Origin of the sequence: Pseudomonas sp. URMO17WK12:I6 (genome assembly GCF_003253625.1) — a bacterium.
Classification (GTDB): domain Bacteria; phylum Pseudomonadota; class Gammaproteobacteria; order Pseudomonadales; family Pseudomonadaceae; genus Aquipseudomonas.
Window position 1 is genome coordinate 1 of record NZ_QKYZ01000006.1, and the last position, 16,590, is coordinate 16,590.

The 16,590-nt window shown below is 58.9% G+C and carries 14 protein-coding genes; 11 read left to right on the top strand and 3 right to left on the bottom strand.

Annotation, left to right across the window (positions count from 1 at the left end):
- The first annotated feature begins 574 nt into the window (after nt 1-574).
- Nucleotides 575-829, top strand: a complete 255-nt coding sequence (locus F475_RS12380; protein WP_111454015.1) for a hypothetical protein — start codon at nt 575-577, stop codon at nt 827-829.
- Between the two features lie 197 nt (nt 830-1,026).
- Here F475_RS12380 and F475_RS12385 read toward each other — a convergent pair whose 3' ends face one another.
- The gene (locus F475_RS12385) at nt 1,027-1,491 is read right to left on the bottom strand and encodes a VOC family protein (protein ID WP_111454166.1); all 465 of its coding nucleotides are present in this window, start codon (nt 1,489-1,491) and stop codon (nt 1,027-1,029) included.
- Between the two features lie 204 nt (nt 1,492-1,695).
- On the opposite strand from F475_RS12385, the gene F475_RS12390 reads away from it, so the two are divergent.
- The 3 genes from F475_RS12390 to F475_RS12400 all read left to right on the top strand — a co-directional run bounded on the left by F475_RS12390 (nt 1,696) and on the right by F475_RS12400 (nt 3,450).
- Nucleotides 1,696-2,760 carry an alpha/beta fold hydrolase gene (locus F475_RS12390; RefSeq protein WP_111454016.1) on the top strand — a complete coding sequence of 355 codons (1,065 nt, stop codon included), beginning with the start codon at nt 1,696-1,698 and terminating at the stop codon, nt 2,758-2,760.
- 159 nt (nt 2,761-2,919) lie between these two features.
- Entirely contained in the window at nt 2,920-3,231 is a 312-nt protein-coding gene (locus tag F475_RS12395) for a hypothetical protein (RefSeq protein WP_081626497.1), read from the top strand.
- A gap of 15 nt (nt 3,232-3,246) precedes the next feature.
- Nucleotides 3,247-3,450 carry a hypothetical protein gene (locus F475_RS12400; protein ID WP_111454017.1) on the top strand — a complete coding sequence of 68 codons (204 nt, stop codon included), beginning with the start codon at nt 3,247-3,249 and terminating at the stop codon, nt 3,448-3,450.
- A gap of 24 nt (nt 3,451-3,474) precedes the next feature.
- On the opposite strand, the gene F475_RS12405 is transcribed toward F475_RS12400, so the two are convergent.
- A complete protein-coding gene (locus F475_RS12405) occupies nt 3,475-4,482 on the bottom strand; it encodes an aldo/keto reductase (protein WP_086944943.1) in 1,008 nt (335 codons plus the stop codon).
- A 92-nt stretch (nt 4,483-4,574) separates the two neighbouring features.
- On the opposite strand from F475_RS12405, the gene F475_RS12410 reads away from it, so the two are divergent.
- The 7 genes from F475_RS12410 to F475_RS12440 all read left to right on the top strand — a co-directional run bounded on the left by F475_RS12410 (nt 4,575) and on the right by F475_RS12440 (nt 15,682).
- On the top strand, nt 4,575-5,474 hold the full coding sequence (locus F475_RS12410; protein ID WP_111454018.1) for a LysR family transcriptional regulator: 900 nt from the start codon (nt 4,575-4,577) through the stop codon (nt 5,472-5,474).
- A 57-nt stretch (nt 5,475-5,531) separates the two neighbouring features.
- Nucleotides 5,532-5,852: an isochorismate lyase gene (locus F475_RS12415; RefSeq protein WP_111454019.1), complete on the top strand. Its 321-nt coding sequence runs from the start codon at nt 5,532-5,534 to the stop codon at nt 5,850-5,852.
- Nucleotides 5,853-6,563: 711 nt separating this feature from the next.
- Nucleotides 6,564-7,802 carry a non-hydrolyzing UDP-N-acetylglucosamine 2-epimerase gene (wecB, locus tag F475_RS12420; protein WP_256597111.1) on the top strand — a complete coding sequence of 413 codons (1,239 nt, stop codon included), beginning with the start codon at nt 6,564-6,566 and terminating at the stop codon, nt 7,800-7,802.
- A gap of 41 nt (nt 7,803-7,843) precedes the next feature.
- Nucleotides 7,844-10,057, top strand: coding sequence for a hypothetical protein (locus F475_RS12425; protein ID WP_111454020.1), 2,214 nt, complete (start codon nt 7,844-7,846; stop codon nt 10,055-10,057).
- 12 nt (nt 10,058-10,069) lie between these two features.
- Complete coding sequence (locus tag F475_RS12430; RefSeq protein ID WP_111454021.1) at nt 10,070-12,184, top strand: glycosyl transferase family protein; 2,115 nt, start codon at nt 10,070-10,072, stop codon at nt 12,182-12,184.
- Nucleotides 12,181-14,727 (top strand): bacteriophage N4 adsorption protein A, encoded by a 2,547-nt coding sequence (locus F475_RS12435; RefSeq protein ID WP_111454022.1) that lies wholly within the window; start codon nt 12,181-12,183, stop codon nt 14,725-14,727. Before F475_RS12430 ends, F475_RS12435 begins: the two co-directional genes overlap by 4 nt.
- A gap of 91 nt (nt 14,728-14,818) precedes the next feature.
- On the top strand, nt 14,819-15,682 hold the full coding sequence (locus F475_RS12440) for a hypothetical protein (protein WP_111454023.1): 864 nt from the start codon (nt 14,819-14,821) through the stop codon (nt 15,680-15,682).
- A 111-nt stretch (nt 15,683-15,793) separates the two neighbouring features.
- Here F475_RS12440 and F475_RS12445 read toward each other — a convergent pair whose 3' ends face one another.
- Nucleotides 15,794-16,267 carry a hypothetical protein gene (locus F475_RS12445; protein ID WP_018925608.1) on the bottom strand — a complete coding sequence of 158 codons (474 nt, stop codon included), beginning with the start codon at nt 16,265-16,267 and terminating at the stop codon, nt 15,794-15,796.
- Nucleotides 16,268-16,590 lie beyond the last annotated feature (323 nt).

The window sequence follows — 16,590 nt, forward strand, 5'->3', positions numbered from 1 at the left end:
AACTTATAAAAAATATACACACATATGGAGATCACTCTTGGCATCTGCATGGAAATACCCCACCCCGGCGAGCTTCCAGATCAGAAAGCATGTCCGGCCCGGCCATTGGCTTGCCCGCAATTGGTGCGGTGCTAGCGGGCGAAAGTAAGCCATCAAAGTCAGGGTGTAAAAATGACCGACGGAAGCGAACACTTATTTATCGGAAGGCTGGCAATCCTGCCATTTGCCTTTGTTCAGTGGGGCGTTTTGCTTTGGTATCTGAGTTCATTGCGGCGATTACGTGACAATTTTCTGAAAAGATTAATAGGAGGAGCCGTATCTATTGCGACCATTTTCGCAGTGACATTCGGACAAATGGAAGCTTACACAATAATCACTTCTATGCCGCACCCAATGACTGACAACTTCTTCTTTATTGCATTCTCCATCGAGCACGCTGCGTCCATCTTCTTTATCTTCTACACTGTAATTAAAAGACGAAACCACCGAAGGAGAGGGATATACCGATAGCGGCTCACAAGATCAATCTGTAATCAGAGGCAATCTGGCGATACAAAATCTGGGAGGTGAGAGAATGAATGCACTTAAACGCGTCGCGGGAGTACTGGCCTTAGGCTTTTGGTTTTCTTCATTTTTTGCCTGGAAATACTTTGATGCTCACGGACTGAGAACACCGAATCTTCAAAGTGGAAAAACCTACCCGCTGGATACGCACGGTTCGGTTGTATACCTAACGTCCCATGAGCATTACTTTTTGTACGGTTTGATCATCGCTGGCACAGTGTTTTTCCTGCTCAGCGCTGTTTTTTATTTTGTCGGGAGCAAGTGACCATAGTTTGTTGCCAGTGGACACAATGAAGAAGCACCATGGCGCTAACCAGCAAAATTTCACTCTACGACAGTCGATGGCCCACGCTCTTCCTTAGCGCCACGGTTTATGGGGGTCAGTCTCGACATCCGCTCGCAGTGACCACGTAGAGCCTGGACCAATCGGCTAGTCAGCGTGGCAATGCCGAGCGCCCTCCCTCAGCCCTCCTCGGCAAATGCCTCCTTGATAAACGCCTCCAGCTCTTTCTCTTCAAGCAACTCAATAGAAAAATGCCCGAAGCGTTTCGGTAACCAGAGTATGCGTGTCCCACTTGGCGTCTGGAGGTTATCGCGAGACAGCGGTTTGCCGTTCTCATCTTCCGGCTGGACGCCTGCGTCGATCAATTCGTCATAGGCTACCTCGATATCCGGTGTGGAATAGCAGTGCCGGTAGATGGTGCCTTCGCCGTTGGCGTCCATCAGAGCCTTGAGATTTCCGGTAAACGGTTGCACCAGCATAAGGCGCTCCGTTCCGAACATAACGATCGCATAGCGCACGTGCAAACCGTCGCGCTGCCAATCAAGTGTCTTTGAAATTCTGGCGCTGAAGACACGGGCGTAATACTTGCACGCTTCCTCGAGGTCTTTGACGAGAACATCGACGTGGCTGAACTTTAATTTCAATGGCCTCACCTTTTTCAGACATGCGATTTGATACCGAGATCTCTCCTTATGTATCACAGTGTGTCTGATTAGCCTCTCGATACATGGCTTTTCACTTGGCCTGCGATTCGACACAGGCCAGATACGTCGCCGCGTTCAAATGCAAACAAGGTTTCAAGGGCTCAGCCAGATCCCCTGGCCAACGACTTGCAACGGAGACATCACATGAAGATGGCACTGCAGAACAAAACCGGCAAAACCCGCCACCGCCTGGTCGCCTCGTCGATCCTCGCGTTTACCCTGTTCAGCGCTCTCGGTGCGGCCCACGCACAAACGACCACCGCGGCGCAGCCAACCTCGGTCAATGCTGGCGCCACTCATGCAACACCCTCCCCGTTCGGCCCGCTCAAGCATGTCAACGCCGGCCTGCTGGACGTGGCATACGCCGAAACAGGCCCGGCTAATGGGCCAGTGGTGATTCTTCTGCACGGCTGGCCGTACGACATTCACAGCTATGACGAGGTCGCCCCGTTGCTTGCCGCGAAGGGCTATCGAGTGCTGATGCCGTATGCGCGTGGCTATGGCGATACGCATTTTCTGTCCGATAAAACCGTTCGCAATGGCCAACCGGCTGCGCTGGCCAGTGACGTCATCGACTTCATGGATGCGCTGAAGATCAAACAAGCCGTGCTCGGTGGTTACGATTGGGGCGCACGCTCGGCCGACATCGTCTCGGCGCTGTGGCCAGAACGGGTCAAGGCGCTGGTCTCGGTCAGCGGGTATCTGATCGGCAATCAGGCGGCCGGCAAGAACCCGCTGCCACCCAAGGCTGAATTGCAGTGGTGGTATCAGTTTTACTTCGCCACCGATCGCGGTCGCGCCGGGTACGAGAAAAACACCCACGACTTCGCCAAGTTGATATGGCAACTGGCTTCGCCGAAATGGGCGTTCGACGACGCCACTTTCGACCGCAGCGCCAAGGCGCTGGACAACCCCGACCATGTCGACATCACCGTATTCAACTACCGCTGGCGCCTGGGCCTGGTCCAGGGCGAGAGCCGATACGAAGCGCTGGAGCAGAAACTGGCCACGGCGCCTTCCATCAGCGTGCCGACCATCACCCTTGAAGGCGATGCCAACGGTGCGCCGCACCCGGCCCCCGAGGATTACGCCAAGCGCTTCACCGGCAAATACGAGTTCCGGCTGATCAGCGGCGGCATCGGCCACAACCTGCCGCAGGAAGATCCGCAGGCGTTCGCCAAGGCTGTGATTGATGCGGATCACCTTTGAGGTGATCTGACATCCATGCACTTGCCCCGCTGAACACCTTCACAACAACGGCTCGTTTATTTAACGAGCCGTTTTAACCAAGGCAGGCGTAACACCGTCTAATCTGAATAGAACACGACCACAAACACGCCTCCAACCTCTTGATACAGGGGAAACGGGATGATCGGCAAAACAGCACGCCAATGTTCGTCATGGATCCTCCCTTCCCTGCTCGTCATCAACCTGGCCCTGACCGCGGGCTGTGCGGGCAAAACTTCCACGGCCCGCTACTCGGCCTCAAGCACAGACTCAAGCGCAGGCTCAAGTTGCTATGCAAAAGCGCTACCCACTGCCGGCGAGGGCGGCCTGGCCTGGGGCTCCACCCTGGACAAGGCTCGCCAAAAGTCCATGGATAACTGCATACGCTATGCCGGCCAATCCGGTGGCACGCCGACGACCTGTCATGTGGTGATGGCGGAGTGCAAAAACTGATAGCAAGGTGTATCGGTGACGCAGCAGATCCAGCCGTTGCTCAAGGAGATCGAAGCGAAACTGCCGTCACTTATGCTGCAACTGCAGAACTTCTCTCGCATGTGGATGGTGGTGCTGACCGCGCTGCCGGGCTTGATCGGTGTTGTGATGGGTAGCATTGCGATCTTGACCGACCGCTCTGCTACCCATCGAACGCCTGCGTTCAGTATGCAAAACTGAACACTCATCCTCTTCTCAATAGTGTCAGGCGGCACCAGGGACATTCGTTCCCATGCCCGCCGGCAGGAACGGTCGAATTTCATCGATTTCCGCAGCGCTGAGGCGCAACTCCAGGGCTGCAATCAGCCCGTCTACTTGCGCACGATGGCGGGCTCCGACAATGGCGCCCGTCACGACCGGTTTGCGAAGTACCCAGGCGATGGCGACCGCCGCAGCGCTCACCCCGTGCCTTTCTCCAATACGTGCCATGACGTCAACCAATGCCAGGTTCGCACTCAAACGGGGCTCCTGGAAATCAGCACTTCGAGCCTTGCGCCAATCGTCTTCGGGCAGTTGCGAGATGCGTTCGCGCGTCATGCTGCCGGAAAGCAGCCCTGATTGAAGCGTGGAATAGGCAAGGACACCCATCCCGGCCTGCTCGCAGAATGGCAAAACGTCCTGCTCAATGTCCCGCATCAAGGCCGAGTACGGCGGCTGGAGCGAAACGATCTCCGTCACCGCCTGCGCCCGCTTGAGTTGAGCGACATCGAAATTCGATACACCGATCGCGCGAATCTTTCCTTGATCGCGCGCGGCAGCCAAAGCCGAAAGCGCCATTTCAATGCCTTCACTGCTGGCATCAGCAGGAAAAGCAGGCCAGTGGATCTGATAAAGATCGATGGTCTCGACTTGAAGCCGGCGCAAGCTTGCGTCGATCTCGGCGAGCAAGGATTGAGGGGCCAGCGAATGCGAAATCTTCTTCGTGACCGGGTCCCAGACCAAACTGCCTTTGGTGAACACCAAAGGACGCCGTGACGCCGGCACCCGCCGCAGCAATTGCCCCACCAATTGCTCTGCATGGCCCAAGCCATAAACCGCAGCGGTGTCAATCCAGTTCACGCCGCGTTCGACGGCATATTCAAGTGCGCCCAGGCTGTCCTTGTCATCCTGCGCTCCCCAACTGTACTCCCAGCCGGTGCCGGCGATTGCCCAGGTTCCCAGGCCAATCGGTGAAATCAGAAAATCCGATGATCCAAGACGATTGTTTTGCATAGCCACCTCTCCACGAATGATGGAGGAAGTATCCGGCAGAGGTCTCATGACGATAAGATAGGTAATCGTATTTGAACTACTGAACAAAACTCATGAGTCATCTCCCCGATCTCTCTGAACTCGACGCCTTTGCCGCCGTCGCTCGCCATCGCAGCTTTCGCAAGGCCGCCGACGAACGTGGCGTTTCGGCTTCCGCGTTGAGTCACGCAATGCGAGCGCTGGAAGCACGTTTGGGCATCAGACTGCTGAACCGAACCACTCGTAGCGTGACCCCGACCGAGGCCGGCCAGCAGCTATTGGCGACGCTGGTCCCGAGCCTGCACCAGGTTAACGATGCATTGGCGCAATTGACCTCGATGCAGGAAGTGCCCACTGGCAAACTTCGCCTCAACGTGGCGCGTCCGGCGGCTCGCATCGTGTTTGCGAAAGTGCTGGCGCCCTTCGTGGCCAGGTATCCACGTATTCAGTTGGACCTGATCACCGATGATGGATTGACCGATATCGTCAATGAGGGATTTGACGCTGGAGTCCGCTTTGGTGAAAGCCTGGCCGGTGACATGATCGCAGTCCCTGTCGGCGCACCTCAATCGTTCGTGACCGTTGCCGCGGATGCTTATCTGGCCGCGAAGGGAACCGCGCACGTCCCCCGCGACTTGCTCGACCATGCGTGCATTGCCAGGCGTTTTCCCAGTGGCAAACTTTACGCCTGGGAGTATCAAGCCGACGGTCAACCGATACGGTTGTCCGTCACCGGCCCGCTGATTCTGGAAGACGATGCGCTGATGATCCAGGCAGCGAAAGACGGCGCTGGTATTGCCTATGTCTACGAGGAGCTGGTGCGCGACGATCTCCGGAACGGGCATCTCAGAGAAATACTCCAGGAGTGGAAAGCACCGCCCAGCCGGTTCTTTCTTTACTACTCAAGCCGGCGGCATGTGCCACCCGCCTTGAAAGCGCTCATCGAATTTATCAGTGCTCGCGAGGCTGCGTAGCCGTCGTAAAATCGGCACTTGAATCCCACGATTTTTTCAACAAACGGAGTCACCTACATGGAAGTCATCAATCAGTTGCAGCCCGCAGAGTGTGCAGGCATGGAAGATATCCGACGCGAAATCGACGCCCTGGACCAGGCCGTTATCAAACTGTTGGGCAAGCGTTTTCACTACGTGCTGGCCGCCTCGAAGTTCAAGACCTCGGTGACTTCGGTGCGCGCTCCGGAGCGTTTCAAGGCCATGCTGGCAACACGACGCGAATGGGCCGAAGCCGAGGGCCTGAGCCCGGATGCCATCGAGAAGATGTACAGCGACCTGGTGAACCACTTCATTGCCGAAGAGATGAAACACTGGGCGGCTCATCGATCCGAAACCTGACGCTAGTGTCCTGACTGTCCGCCAAGGTCTATTTTGGTCAGCGATGACAGGCTGCGATAGGCCTGGAGCGGACTTGCGCTCGACTCACAGAAATCGCTGATGGCAAAGGAACTGCTATCGGCTGATTCTGTTGAAACACAGGCCAATTACACTGACGAACACATTCTTTAAACATCAACTCCTATTAATACGTCATTTACCCTTTCACAAAAACTTATTACCCTACTGCATCACGACAATATTCAGGCGTCATTTAAGTGACCACCACAACCACCATTCTTCAGAGAAACAGACCCTTAACAGCGCCGACGCGACCGTTACAACCCATGAATAATTCATACGCACTGACGAACGGAGTAAAAATATAAAATAGCCATACAAATCAACAATATAAAACCTCAACAACACTTAAATAAAAACCTCATAAAATCATTAAAAACCATAAGTGACCGACCACGAATATAAAAGTTTCAAACTTTATAATTAAATAAAAACCCACACATAACGCTTTAAAATATTCACCTTTGATGCTAATAATCCGGCAGCTTCCGGGTTTCCAGGCGACGTCCCCTCTCACATGAAGTGAACATCAGCGCTCACGCTGACTATCCCGGCCTTTACTAAACTCAAATAACGCTAGCGTGGCTCAAGTTTCAATATAACTTGGGGCAGCTTTTGTGTTGCGCACTAGAACTGCGCGAGGAAGGCATCATCGTCCGCCATCATTCAAGGCTTAACGTCCTTTCGATCTTCGGTACCCGTCCTGAAGCCATCAAGATGGCGCCTTTAGTCAAAGCCCTCGCTGCGGAACCTGGCATTCATTCGCAGATATGCATCACCGGCCAACATCAAAGCATGCTTAAACAGGTGCTGGACCTGTTCAACCTCAAGGCCGATTACACCCTCGATGTGATGACGCCGCGCCAGACGCTCAATTCGCTGACTGCGGCGCTTTACGAAGCGATTGATCCGGTGCTGGAAGTGGCCCAGCCGGATCGGGTGCTGGTACATGGCGATACCACCTCGGCCATGGTGGCCGCGATGGCTGCGTTCCATCGACGCATTCCGGTCGGCCATGTGGAAGCCGGCCTGCGCACCGGTGACATCTACAGCCCGTGGCCGGAAGAAATGAATCGTCGCTGCATCGACCTGGGTGCGGACATGCTGTTTGCGCCGACCCACGAGTCGCAAAAAAACCTGCTCGACGAGCGTTTGCAGGGGCGCTCTTTCGTGACCGGCAACACGGTGATCGACGCTTTGCAGATGACCGCGCAGCGCATCGAACAGGACGCTGACCTGCGTGCAGGCCTGGATGAGCAATTCTCGTTCCTGCAACCCGGCCGCAAGGTATTGCTGGTCACCGGGCATCGTCGGGAAAACTTCGGCGAAGGCTTCCTCGACATCTGCAAGGCCCTGAGCCATTTGGCCCGGCGTGCCGACATCCAGATCGTCTATCCGGTGCACTTGAACCCCAATGTCATGGGCCCGGTCACCGAGCAGTTGGGCGACCTGCCCAATGTGCACCTGATCAAGCCACTGGACTACCTGGCTTTCGTGCGACTGATGCAACGGGCACACGTGATCCTCACCGACTCCGGTGGCGTGCAGGAAGAAGCCCCCTCACTGGGTAAACCCGTGCTGGTCATGCGTGACGTTACCGAGCGCCCCGAAGCGGTCGCGGCGGGCACTGTGCGCCTGGTCGGGACCTCGCCGGACTCGATCATCGCGGGTGTCAACGCGTTGTTCGATGACGAGTTGCTGTGGCGTCGATGCTCCCAGGCGGCCAACCCATACGGCGATGGCTGCGCCAGTGCGCGCATCGTCGACGCGCTGATGGGTCGTCCGGTCGATGAGTTCGTCGTCGCTCGGCAGTCATTGCCCAAGTTCCTGCATTACCCGACAGCGGTGCCTGTGCCCGAGGAAAATTACCCGGCTTTCACCTCTCTCTAAACCGAACCGCTCCTCCCCTTATCAGCTCGAGATCTACCTGAATGAAGCCTTCCGTTGCCATCCATACGGGGGCGCTCAGCGCCCTTGCCTGTGGCGTGAGCCTGCTCGCGCTCATGCCGACCTTCGCCTTGGCCGCGGACAGCCCGCTCACCCAGGCGATCAACCGACTCAACGCCGACACTCGGCAGGAGCGTGAGATCCGCTTGAGCGATCTGGGGATCGACGCCCCCATCATCCTGGGTTCCACCGATGCCCGGCGCGAATTGTATTTACCCGTGCCGGCGGGCGTACCACTGACCGATGCCACGCTGAATTTCGACGCCAGCTACCTCAACGGCGAAGGCGGCCGCAACACGTTGCTGCTGTCGCTGGACGGTTATCCGGTGCGCGCCGAAGGGCTCAGCGAAGCTCAAGGTGACGCCAGCGCCACGCTGGGCGTGGACAAGACCGCGCGTGACAGCGGTTCGGTGCGCCTGGGTATTGCCTGGTCGTCGATCGTGTCCCGCGTGTTGTGCGAAGACGAACGCGCCATCGGCAACGTATTGCGTATCGAACCGGACACCCGCCTCAACTACAGCTACGACGCCAGCCAGTTACAGGACGTTGGTGCGGCCTGGACGGCACTGCCCGGCAAACCGGGGATCATGGTCGCGCCGGGCATCTTATCCGCCGAAAGCTACGACGCCGCCTGGCGTCTGGGCGTGGCACTGGAACGGATCGGCAAGCACAGCCACATCCTGCCCTATCCTGCCGTACAGGACAGCGTTGACCTGACTGGCCTGCGTATCCCGGCCGAGCTGCAAACTATTCCAGCGTTCGCCAGCCTCAGCGGCAAAGGCCCGCACGTCCTGGAGAACCCGGCGCAAATCGGCGCGCTGCTGATGTTGGGGCAAACCCCGAACGTCCAGGCGGATCTGGCCATCAACGACCCGCAACTGCTCAAGGCCGTCAATGAGTCTCTGGATGCGCTGCAAAGTCAGATTCAAGGTCTCGACGCCACCGCAGCCAGCGCCTTCTTGCAATGGCGTGTACGGCATATCAATGCAGGCCTGGCCGCCACCGGCACGGACAATGTGCGCCTGGCATTGCTGGGGACACGCCCGGTGCTGACGATCGCACCGCAAGCGACCGGCAAGGCCTTGGCCTTGTTCAGCTCCGCCTGGAACACACTGGCACGCAGCCGCCAATTGACCGTCAGCGAAGCACAGTTGCCATTGAGCGCCGACGGCCGTATGGCCTTGTCGCGCCTGGGCGGCAAAACCGGCGCGATCGACGTGCTGGCCAAATCCGACTGGAGCACCTCGTTCCCTCTGGGCAGCGTGGCCTACGACGGACGTCTGCCGGTGAAGGCGGTGATCGATGTGTCCGCCGCACCCGGCGCCTCGGACACCGCGCCGGTGGCCTCGCTGTTTCTCAACGATTATCTGATTGGCGCACAACAGCTCGTGGCCAACGGAGAAAAGCAACGCATTGAAGCGCGGATCCCACGTTACGCCGTGGGCTCGACCAACGTGCTGCGTGTGTCGTTCCAGCGCCAGCCGGTCAGTGATCGCTGCCTCGAAACGCCACAAGCCTTCCCGGTCTCGGTGCTACCGACCAGCCATATCGTGTTGGAAAAGACTGCGCTGGATGATGACTTTTCCGGCATGGCTGCACGCTTTGCCGTGAACGCGCAGATCCTCGTGCCGCAGGCCTACCTCGAACACCCGGCAAGCAGTTTGCCGCAGGTGATTTCGGTGGCTGATGCCGCCGGTGTTTCGCCGCTGCGTGCGCAATTGAAGGTCAGCGCCGACCCGAAAGTCTCAGTCACGCCAGACAAAGCCTTCCTGGCCTTCGAGTTGCCGATCAAGGACAGTAAAGAGTCGGTGCAGGTCGACGAGCAGGGCCGTCTGCGTATCAATCACAAGGATCAGGTGTTGCTCGACGTGCATCCCCTCAACCACCTGGCTTCGTTGCAAGCCGTGGAAAGCGGCGGCCAGCACGGTCTGGTCTATCGCACACTGGGCACCGACGCCCCCCGCTTCGCCAGGCAGGTTCTGCTGAGTCGCGGCGACGTCGCCATCCTCGGTGACAACGGTACGCTGACCACCTTCGACACCCAGGACCCCAGTGGCAGCCAATTGATCGACCACGAAGAACCCAAGGGGCTGGACGCCTGGCGCACACCGTCGCTGTTGTGGCTGATTCCCGGTGGCATCCTGTTGGTCCTCATCCTGTTGCTGGCCGGCCGTAACGCCCGTCGCAATCGCCAGTAACGGTAACCCTCGATGACGTCGCTTTATTGGCCCTATTGGCTGGCCCACTACTACAGCTTCCTGGAGACCTCGACCATCGTGGTCGCGGTGCTGATTCTGATTTCCAGCCTGGACGATCTGTTCATTGACCTGTGGTACTGGTCTCGTCGCCTGTTCCGCAAATTTACCGTGGGTCGCAAGTACCGGCCGCTGACCGCCGAGCAACTGATGGCCCGGGATGAACAACCGCTGGCAATCATGGTTCCGGCCTGGCTGGAATACGACGTCATCGCGCCGATGATCGAGAACATGGTGTCGACCCTGGACTACCAGAACTATGTGGTCTTTGTCGGCACCTACATCAACGACCAACGCACCATCGATGAAGTGGAGCGCATGCGTCGGCGCTACAAGCAGCTGCATCGCGTGGAAGTCCCGCATGCCGGACCGACCTGCAAGGCCGACTGCCTGAACTGGGTGATCCAGGCGATTTTCCTGCACGAGAAAACCCACGGCATGACCTTCGCCGGCGTCGTGCTGCACGACAGCGAAGACGTGCTGCACCCGCTGGAATTGCGCCTGTTCAACTACTTGCTGCCGCGCAAGGACATGATCCAGTTGCCCGTGGTTTCGCTGGAGCGCAACTGGTACGAATGGGTGGCCGGCACCTACATGGACGAATTCGCCGAATGGCATGGCAAGGATCTGGTGGTGCGAGAAAGCATGACCGATACCGTGCCATCTGCCGGGGTCGGCACCTGTTTTTCACATCGTGCCTTGCAAGTGTTGGCCGGGGAAACCCAGAACCAGCCATTCAACACCGACAGCCTCACCGAGGACTACGACGTCGGCGCACGCCTGGCCAAGGTCGGTATGAATGCGATCTTCGTGCGCTTCCCGGTGCAGTTTCGCGTGCTGCGCAAATCATGGTTTCGCAAGCCTTACGAATCGACCCTGAAGATGCCGTTGTGCGTGCGCGAATTCTTTCCCGACACCTTCCGCACCGCGTTCCGCCAGAAGGCCCGCTGGACATTGGGCATCGGGCTGCAAGGCTGGGAACAAATGGGCTGGAGCGGCTCGCTGGCCAACCGTTATCTACTGTTTCGCGACCGCAAAGGCGTAGTGACGGCGTTCGTCAGCATCATCGCCTACGTGATTCTGGTGCAGTTGCTGGGCCTGATTGTTTTGCGCCAGAGCGGACTGTGGGACGTGAGTTTCCCGACGCCGTTTGAAACCAACGGCTTTATCCAATACCTGCTGCTGGCCAACGGTATCGCGCTGGCCTGGCGCATCGCGCATCGCTGCTATTTCACCACCGTGCTGTACGGCTGGCAGCATGGTTTGCTGTCGATCCCGCGCATGGTGGTGGGCAACTTCGTCAACTTCATGGCCGCGTCACGGGCCTGGCGCATGTTCCTGGTTGGCAAGGCGCTGAACCGCAAACTGGTGTGGGACAAGACCATGCACGACTTCCCGTCCACCGACCTGGTCGCTGCCGCACCGCGCAAACTGGGCAGCGTGTTGCTGTCCTGGCAGGCGATCAACGAAACCGACCTGCAAAATGCTCTCGTCGAACAGAAAACCCGGCACATGCCATTGGGGCGGATTTTGCTCAGCAACGGCTGGCTGGACGACGAAACGCTCGCGGAAGCCATCGCCTTTCAGAACGACTTGCCGCGGGTGTTCGATGTGGCCGCTAAGGCGCGGGATTCGAACCAGACGCTGGACGATGAATTCGCCCTGCGCTGGCGCGTGGTGCCGCTTGGCTTGAATGCCGACGGCCGTGCGCAAGTCGCCGTGGCCAGCCCACTGCCGGCCGAAGGCCTGCAACAGGTCAGCGACGAACTGGGCAGCGAACCGGTGCAGCTGATTGCCCGGGAGAGCGAAATCGTCGCGCAATTGCGTCAACTGAACGTGCGCGAAGGCCAATCCGTGCCGGATGCCCGAGCGCCATTGCTGGGCGACCTGTTGATCGAAATGGGCCTGCTGGATCGCGATGTGTTCAGCCGCGCGATGTTGCAGTACCGCCCGCAGCATCATGGCCGCATTGGCGACTATCTGGTCGACAGCGGCGTGCTGCCTCGCACCACCATCGAAAAAGCCGTGGCACGTCAGCACAGCCACTACCCTGCGGAGCTTCCTGCATGAATCGCCCCTTACTGACCCTCATGGCCACGGGGCTGAGCCTGATACCTGCGTTTGCTCATGCCCAGACGCTGCCATTGCCATTGACCGGTCCGGCCTATGTCACCGCCAACGAGGCGTACAGCGCTTACGAGCGCAAAGACTATGACCTGGCCATCGCCAAGGCTCGCGAAGCGCTACGTCAGCGCGCCGACATCCAGCGTTTGAACACGCTGATTGTGCTGGCTCAACGCGACAAGGACCTGCGCGATCATCCCAGGCGCTACCCGCAATCACGTCAGGCTCCGGGCTTCAGTGCTGCTGCCCAGGCCTTCAAGGCCTATGACCGCGATGACTTCGGCGCTGCGGCCCAGGCCGCACGCAAGGCCATTGCTCAGGCGCCCAAACGCATGGACTATCGACTGCTGCTGATCGAGTCCCTGCAGCGCCAACCGCATCTGCAGGAAGCGGATCAAGCCACCACCCAGGCGCTTGCGATGTTCCCGGACGACGCCGCATTGCTGACGCGTCGCGCAGCGATTCGTCGTCAACTGGCGGTGCCGCTGGCGGTTCAGGGCTATCGCGCCCTGCAGCAAGGCCATGTGCCGCTGGCCGTGGATCAGGCCAGAAAAGCCGTCGCCTGGGCCCCGGAAATCGGCGCCAACCAGCAACTGCTGATCAGCGCCCTGCTCGCCGCCAACGATTACCCTGGGGCCGAGCAAGCCGCGTCCGCTGCATTGGCACAGGATGACGGGGAAATCGCACCGTGGATTCTGCGCAGCTACGCCCTTGATCGGCAGGGTAAGACTCAAGCCGCTCAAACTGACCTGAAGCAGGCCCTCGCCATCGATGGCCTGCCGCAAGCGCAAGTCCGCAACATTCGCTTCTTCGCCGCCGACGCCGCACTGGCCCATGGCGAGCCTCAGCAGGCGCTCGATGATTTGCAGCCACTGTTCGACGATGAAGGTGGCGAAATAGCCCGCCGACGCAGCGCCGCACGAGTGGCGCTGTGGCAGAAAAACAATGGAGGTCTGAACACTGCCGCTCACGTCCCTGCTCCAGCCCTGAACTGTCAGGAAACGGCCTTCGGCCTGGTGTGTGATATCTGGCCTGGCAACCAACGCGACGACGGAACCGACCTCGCCGCCCAGGCCTATGCGGCCCTGGCCCGCAAGGACTTCGAAACGGCGGTTGCCCAAGCGAACCAAGCCGTCGGCCGCGCGCCGCACAACCCGGCGTATCGACGCCTGTTGGTCGGAGCCCTGACCGACCAGAAGCATGTGCCCGAAGCCATCGCGGCGGCCAGCGATGGCCTCAAGGTCAATGGCGATGACGCCCGGCTGCTGAGCCAGCGCGGCTTCTTGCGTCAACAATCGGGGGACGATACCGGGGCACGCCAGGATTTTACCCAGGCCTTGGCCCTGGGCAGCTTGCCGGCTTACGAAGAGGCCAGTCTGTATGCCGCCATCGGCCAGAGAAGAACTGCGCGCGAACGGCTGCAACAGGCGCGGGACACCGGCGAACTGGAAGCGATGAGCGACCTGCAGATCGCCTACTTGTCGGTCCAGGCAGGCGACGATGACCGCGCCAGTGAATCGTTTCGCAAGGCCGATGCTGGCAGCCGACTCTCACCGACGGCAACGCAGGATGCCGCCTACAACGCCATGCGGGTCAATGACGATGAGCAAGCCGTCACCTATTTCAAGCGAGTCATCGACGCAAAAAATGCCGGTGAACTCGACATGTCCCCGCAGCAGCTCTTCGACACCCGTCGCGCGGTGGCCGATGTGTCGCGTACCTGGGGCTTGATCAGCACTACCAGTTATCGCGGCAACAGTTCCAGCAGCGGTCTGAGTTCAGCGCCGAGCAGCGGCAGTAACAGCAACGACAGCCTGCAAAACAGCACCGAACTGTCCTGGCGCCCGTTGGGCTATCGCAATGCACGCTTTGTCGAACTCTACGGCCGCGTCACCGACACGCTATGGAGCAAGAACAGCGATTCGGCTAGCGGTATCGATGCCCTGCAAGGCGCTGTTGGTGTGCGGGTCAAGCCGTTCACGGCGCTGAACGTGATGGCCGCCATTGAGCGCACGTTCCCCTTGGGGTCGTCAGACGTCAACGGTGACTGGCTGGTGCGCCTGGGCTATAGCTCAAGTATCGGGACCGATTTGCGGGTCGATACCTCCAGCTGGTGGACCTCGCAGTTGTTCGCTGAAGGCGGTCATTACATCAATGACTCGCGTGACTATTTCAACAGCGAATGGCAGGTCGGCCGCAGTTACGCCATCGGCGGCGCAGGTTCACACTGGGTGAGCTTCCCCCATGTCGTAGCCGCATTCGACTATGACTCAAAGATGAACAGCGAGACCGATACCGACGGCAGCACGAGCTCATCATCCGGTAAGGCCGCAGGCATCGGCGTCGGCAACAACGTCCGTTACTGGTTCCGCGAAGATGCCTACAACGCCCCACGCTCCTATGTGGATTTTTCTCTGCAGTACCGCGTGAAGGTGCTGGGCGATGACCGCGCTCAAGGCGTGTTCGCTCGCCTGACCTATTCCTATTGAGGACTGGTATGAACGTTCGAGTTTATTTGTGCCTGGGGTTTAACCTGCCCTCGACGTGGGCATATCCCCCGCCCCTGAAAAAGGCAGCCCTGTGAAAATCTTTGGCTATACCGCCAGTCGCGCGACCGTTGTCGCCCTGTTGCTTATCGCTACCCTCGGCGCAGGTTCCGGCATGCTCTACGTGACACACACCAAGGCTCTTGACCCGGGGATTGTCGGCATCGTCTGGCAGCCGGACAACAAGACCGTCGGCATCAACGGCCACTGGGAAAAACTCGGCGCCCATGAGCTGCTGGTGCAATGGACCGTCGTCGACGATCAGGCATTCGTTCCCGGTAGCGGCCTGCCCACCGTGCCGGTGTTGCCTGACTGGCCCCGTATCGCCAAGGCGCCCTGGGCGCAGGATGTCATTCTCGGGCTGGCCGGTTACTTCAGCGAGAACCGCTCACGGGACAACATCGAGCAACTGGCCGCTGTCTCGGAACGCATCGCCAAATTGCCTACGCCGCTACACGTCACCGGCTGGTATTTCCCGGCCGAAGTCGACCCCAGCTGGACCCGCGCCAAAGAATTGCCCGCCCTGCTGGCCAAGCTGCCGCGACCGTTATGGATCAGTGTTTACGACGGCGCCAACATCGGCCCCGCCGCCACCGCCGATTGGCTCAAGCAATGGCTGCCGGATGACATCGGCGTGTTCTTCCAGGATGGCGTCGGCGTCTACGCCCGCACCGCACCGGTGGCCCGAACCTACGCCGACGCCATGCGCCAGCGCCTGGGCAAGGACCGTGTGCGAATCATCGTCGAAGCCTTTCGCCCCAACTTCGGCGGCGGATTCCGCTCCGCGACCGCGGCCGAACTCAAACCGCAACTCGCGGCCTATGACGGTTATCCGCTCTACCTGTTCGACGGACCGCACTACGTGACGCCTGAGTTGCTGGAGCAACTGGTGCGGTGAATCGCAAAGCAGCCATTTATAACGTCGTGGCTAACCGACGCCTAAAAGATATGAAGCCGACTGAACCCCCCCCGGTTGAGCCGCAGCGAAGCAGGTAGTCTGGAATCGTAATCAGGTAGGTGCCGAATTAGTCCCTGCATTCGGGATCGCCGACTCCCGAGATCGAACCGCATACAATGCCGTAAAGATATCGCGGATATATTTCGGGCGTTCGGAGGCGGGAATTACCGGAAGAAAATCCAGCATGTCGATAATTGATTCATAGGCAAAACGCATTTCACGGTGATAACGCCAACGGGCACCGAATCCGAGGGCTCGCTCCATTGCGACGAACAACCCGGCGAGCGCAGAACACAAAGGTGCCACCCAAGTAAAGTTTGTAGCGGGTAACAGCGTCGCCAGTGTCGTCAACAGCAACACCAGGATAGTGCCGCCGTTAAACATGATCGGATCGGCCAAGACATCATGCAACTTGGCCGCGTCTGTCAATCGCACCTTCAACTGTTGAATCATTTCCGGGGGCAAGTCCGTTACACCGCTTACATCGGGCGCGACGGGCGCTTCAAAATTGGCGTCATCTGGCATACGAAACTCTCCTGAAGGAAGAGATCAATCCGCCCAACGGCAAACTTCTAGGCATGAGGAATACAACTGACGAGCGAGTATAGATCATGGCATGCCGAATGCAGCTGAGTGAGTCTCCATCGGCTCCGGATCTTCTCATGCTGATTGTCTGCGCCAAGTGCCGGGTGACGTGCCGAACTGGCGTTTGAATGCGCCGGCACAGAGTCGGGTAACGCCGCCCGTAGCAGGATATCGTCAAGTGGCCGATCCAAGCGATGTGGCGCGTGCGGTACTTGCAGCCAGCACTTGGTCGGTGCTGGCCTGAAAAAGCTGTGGGCTGTGAA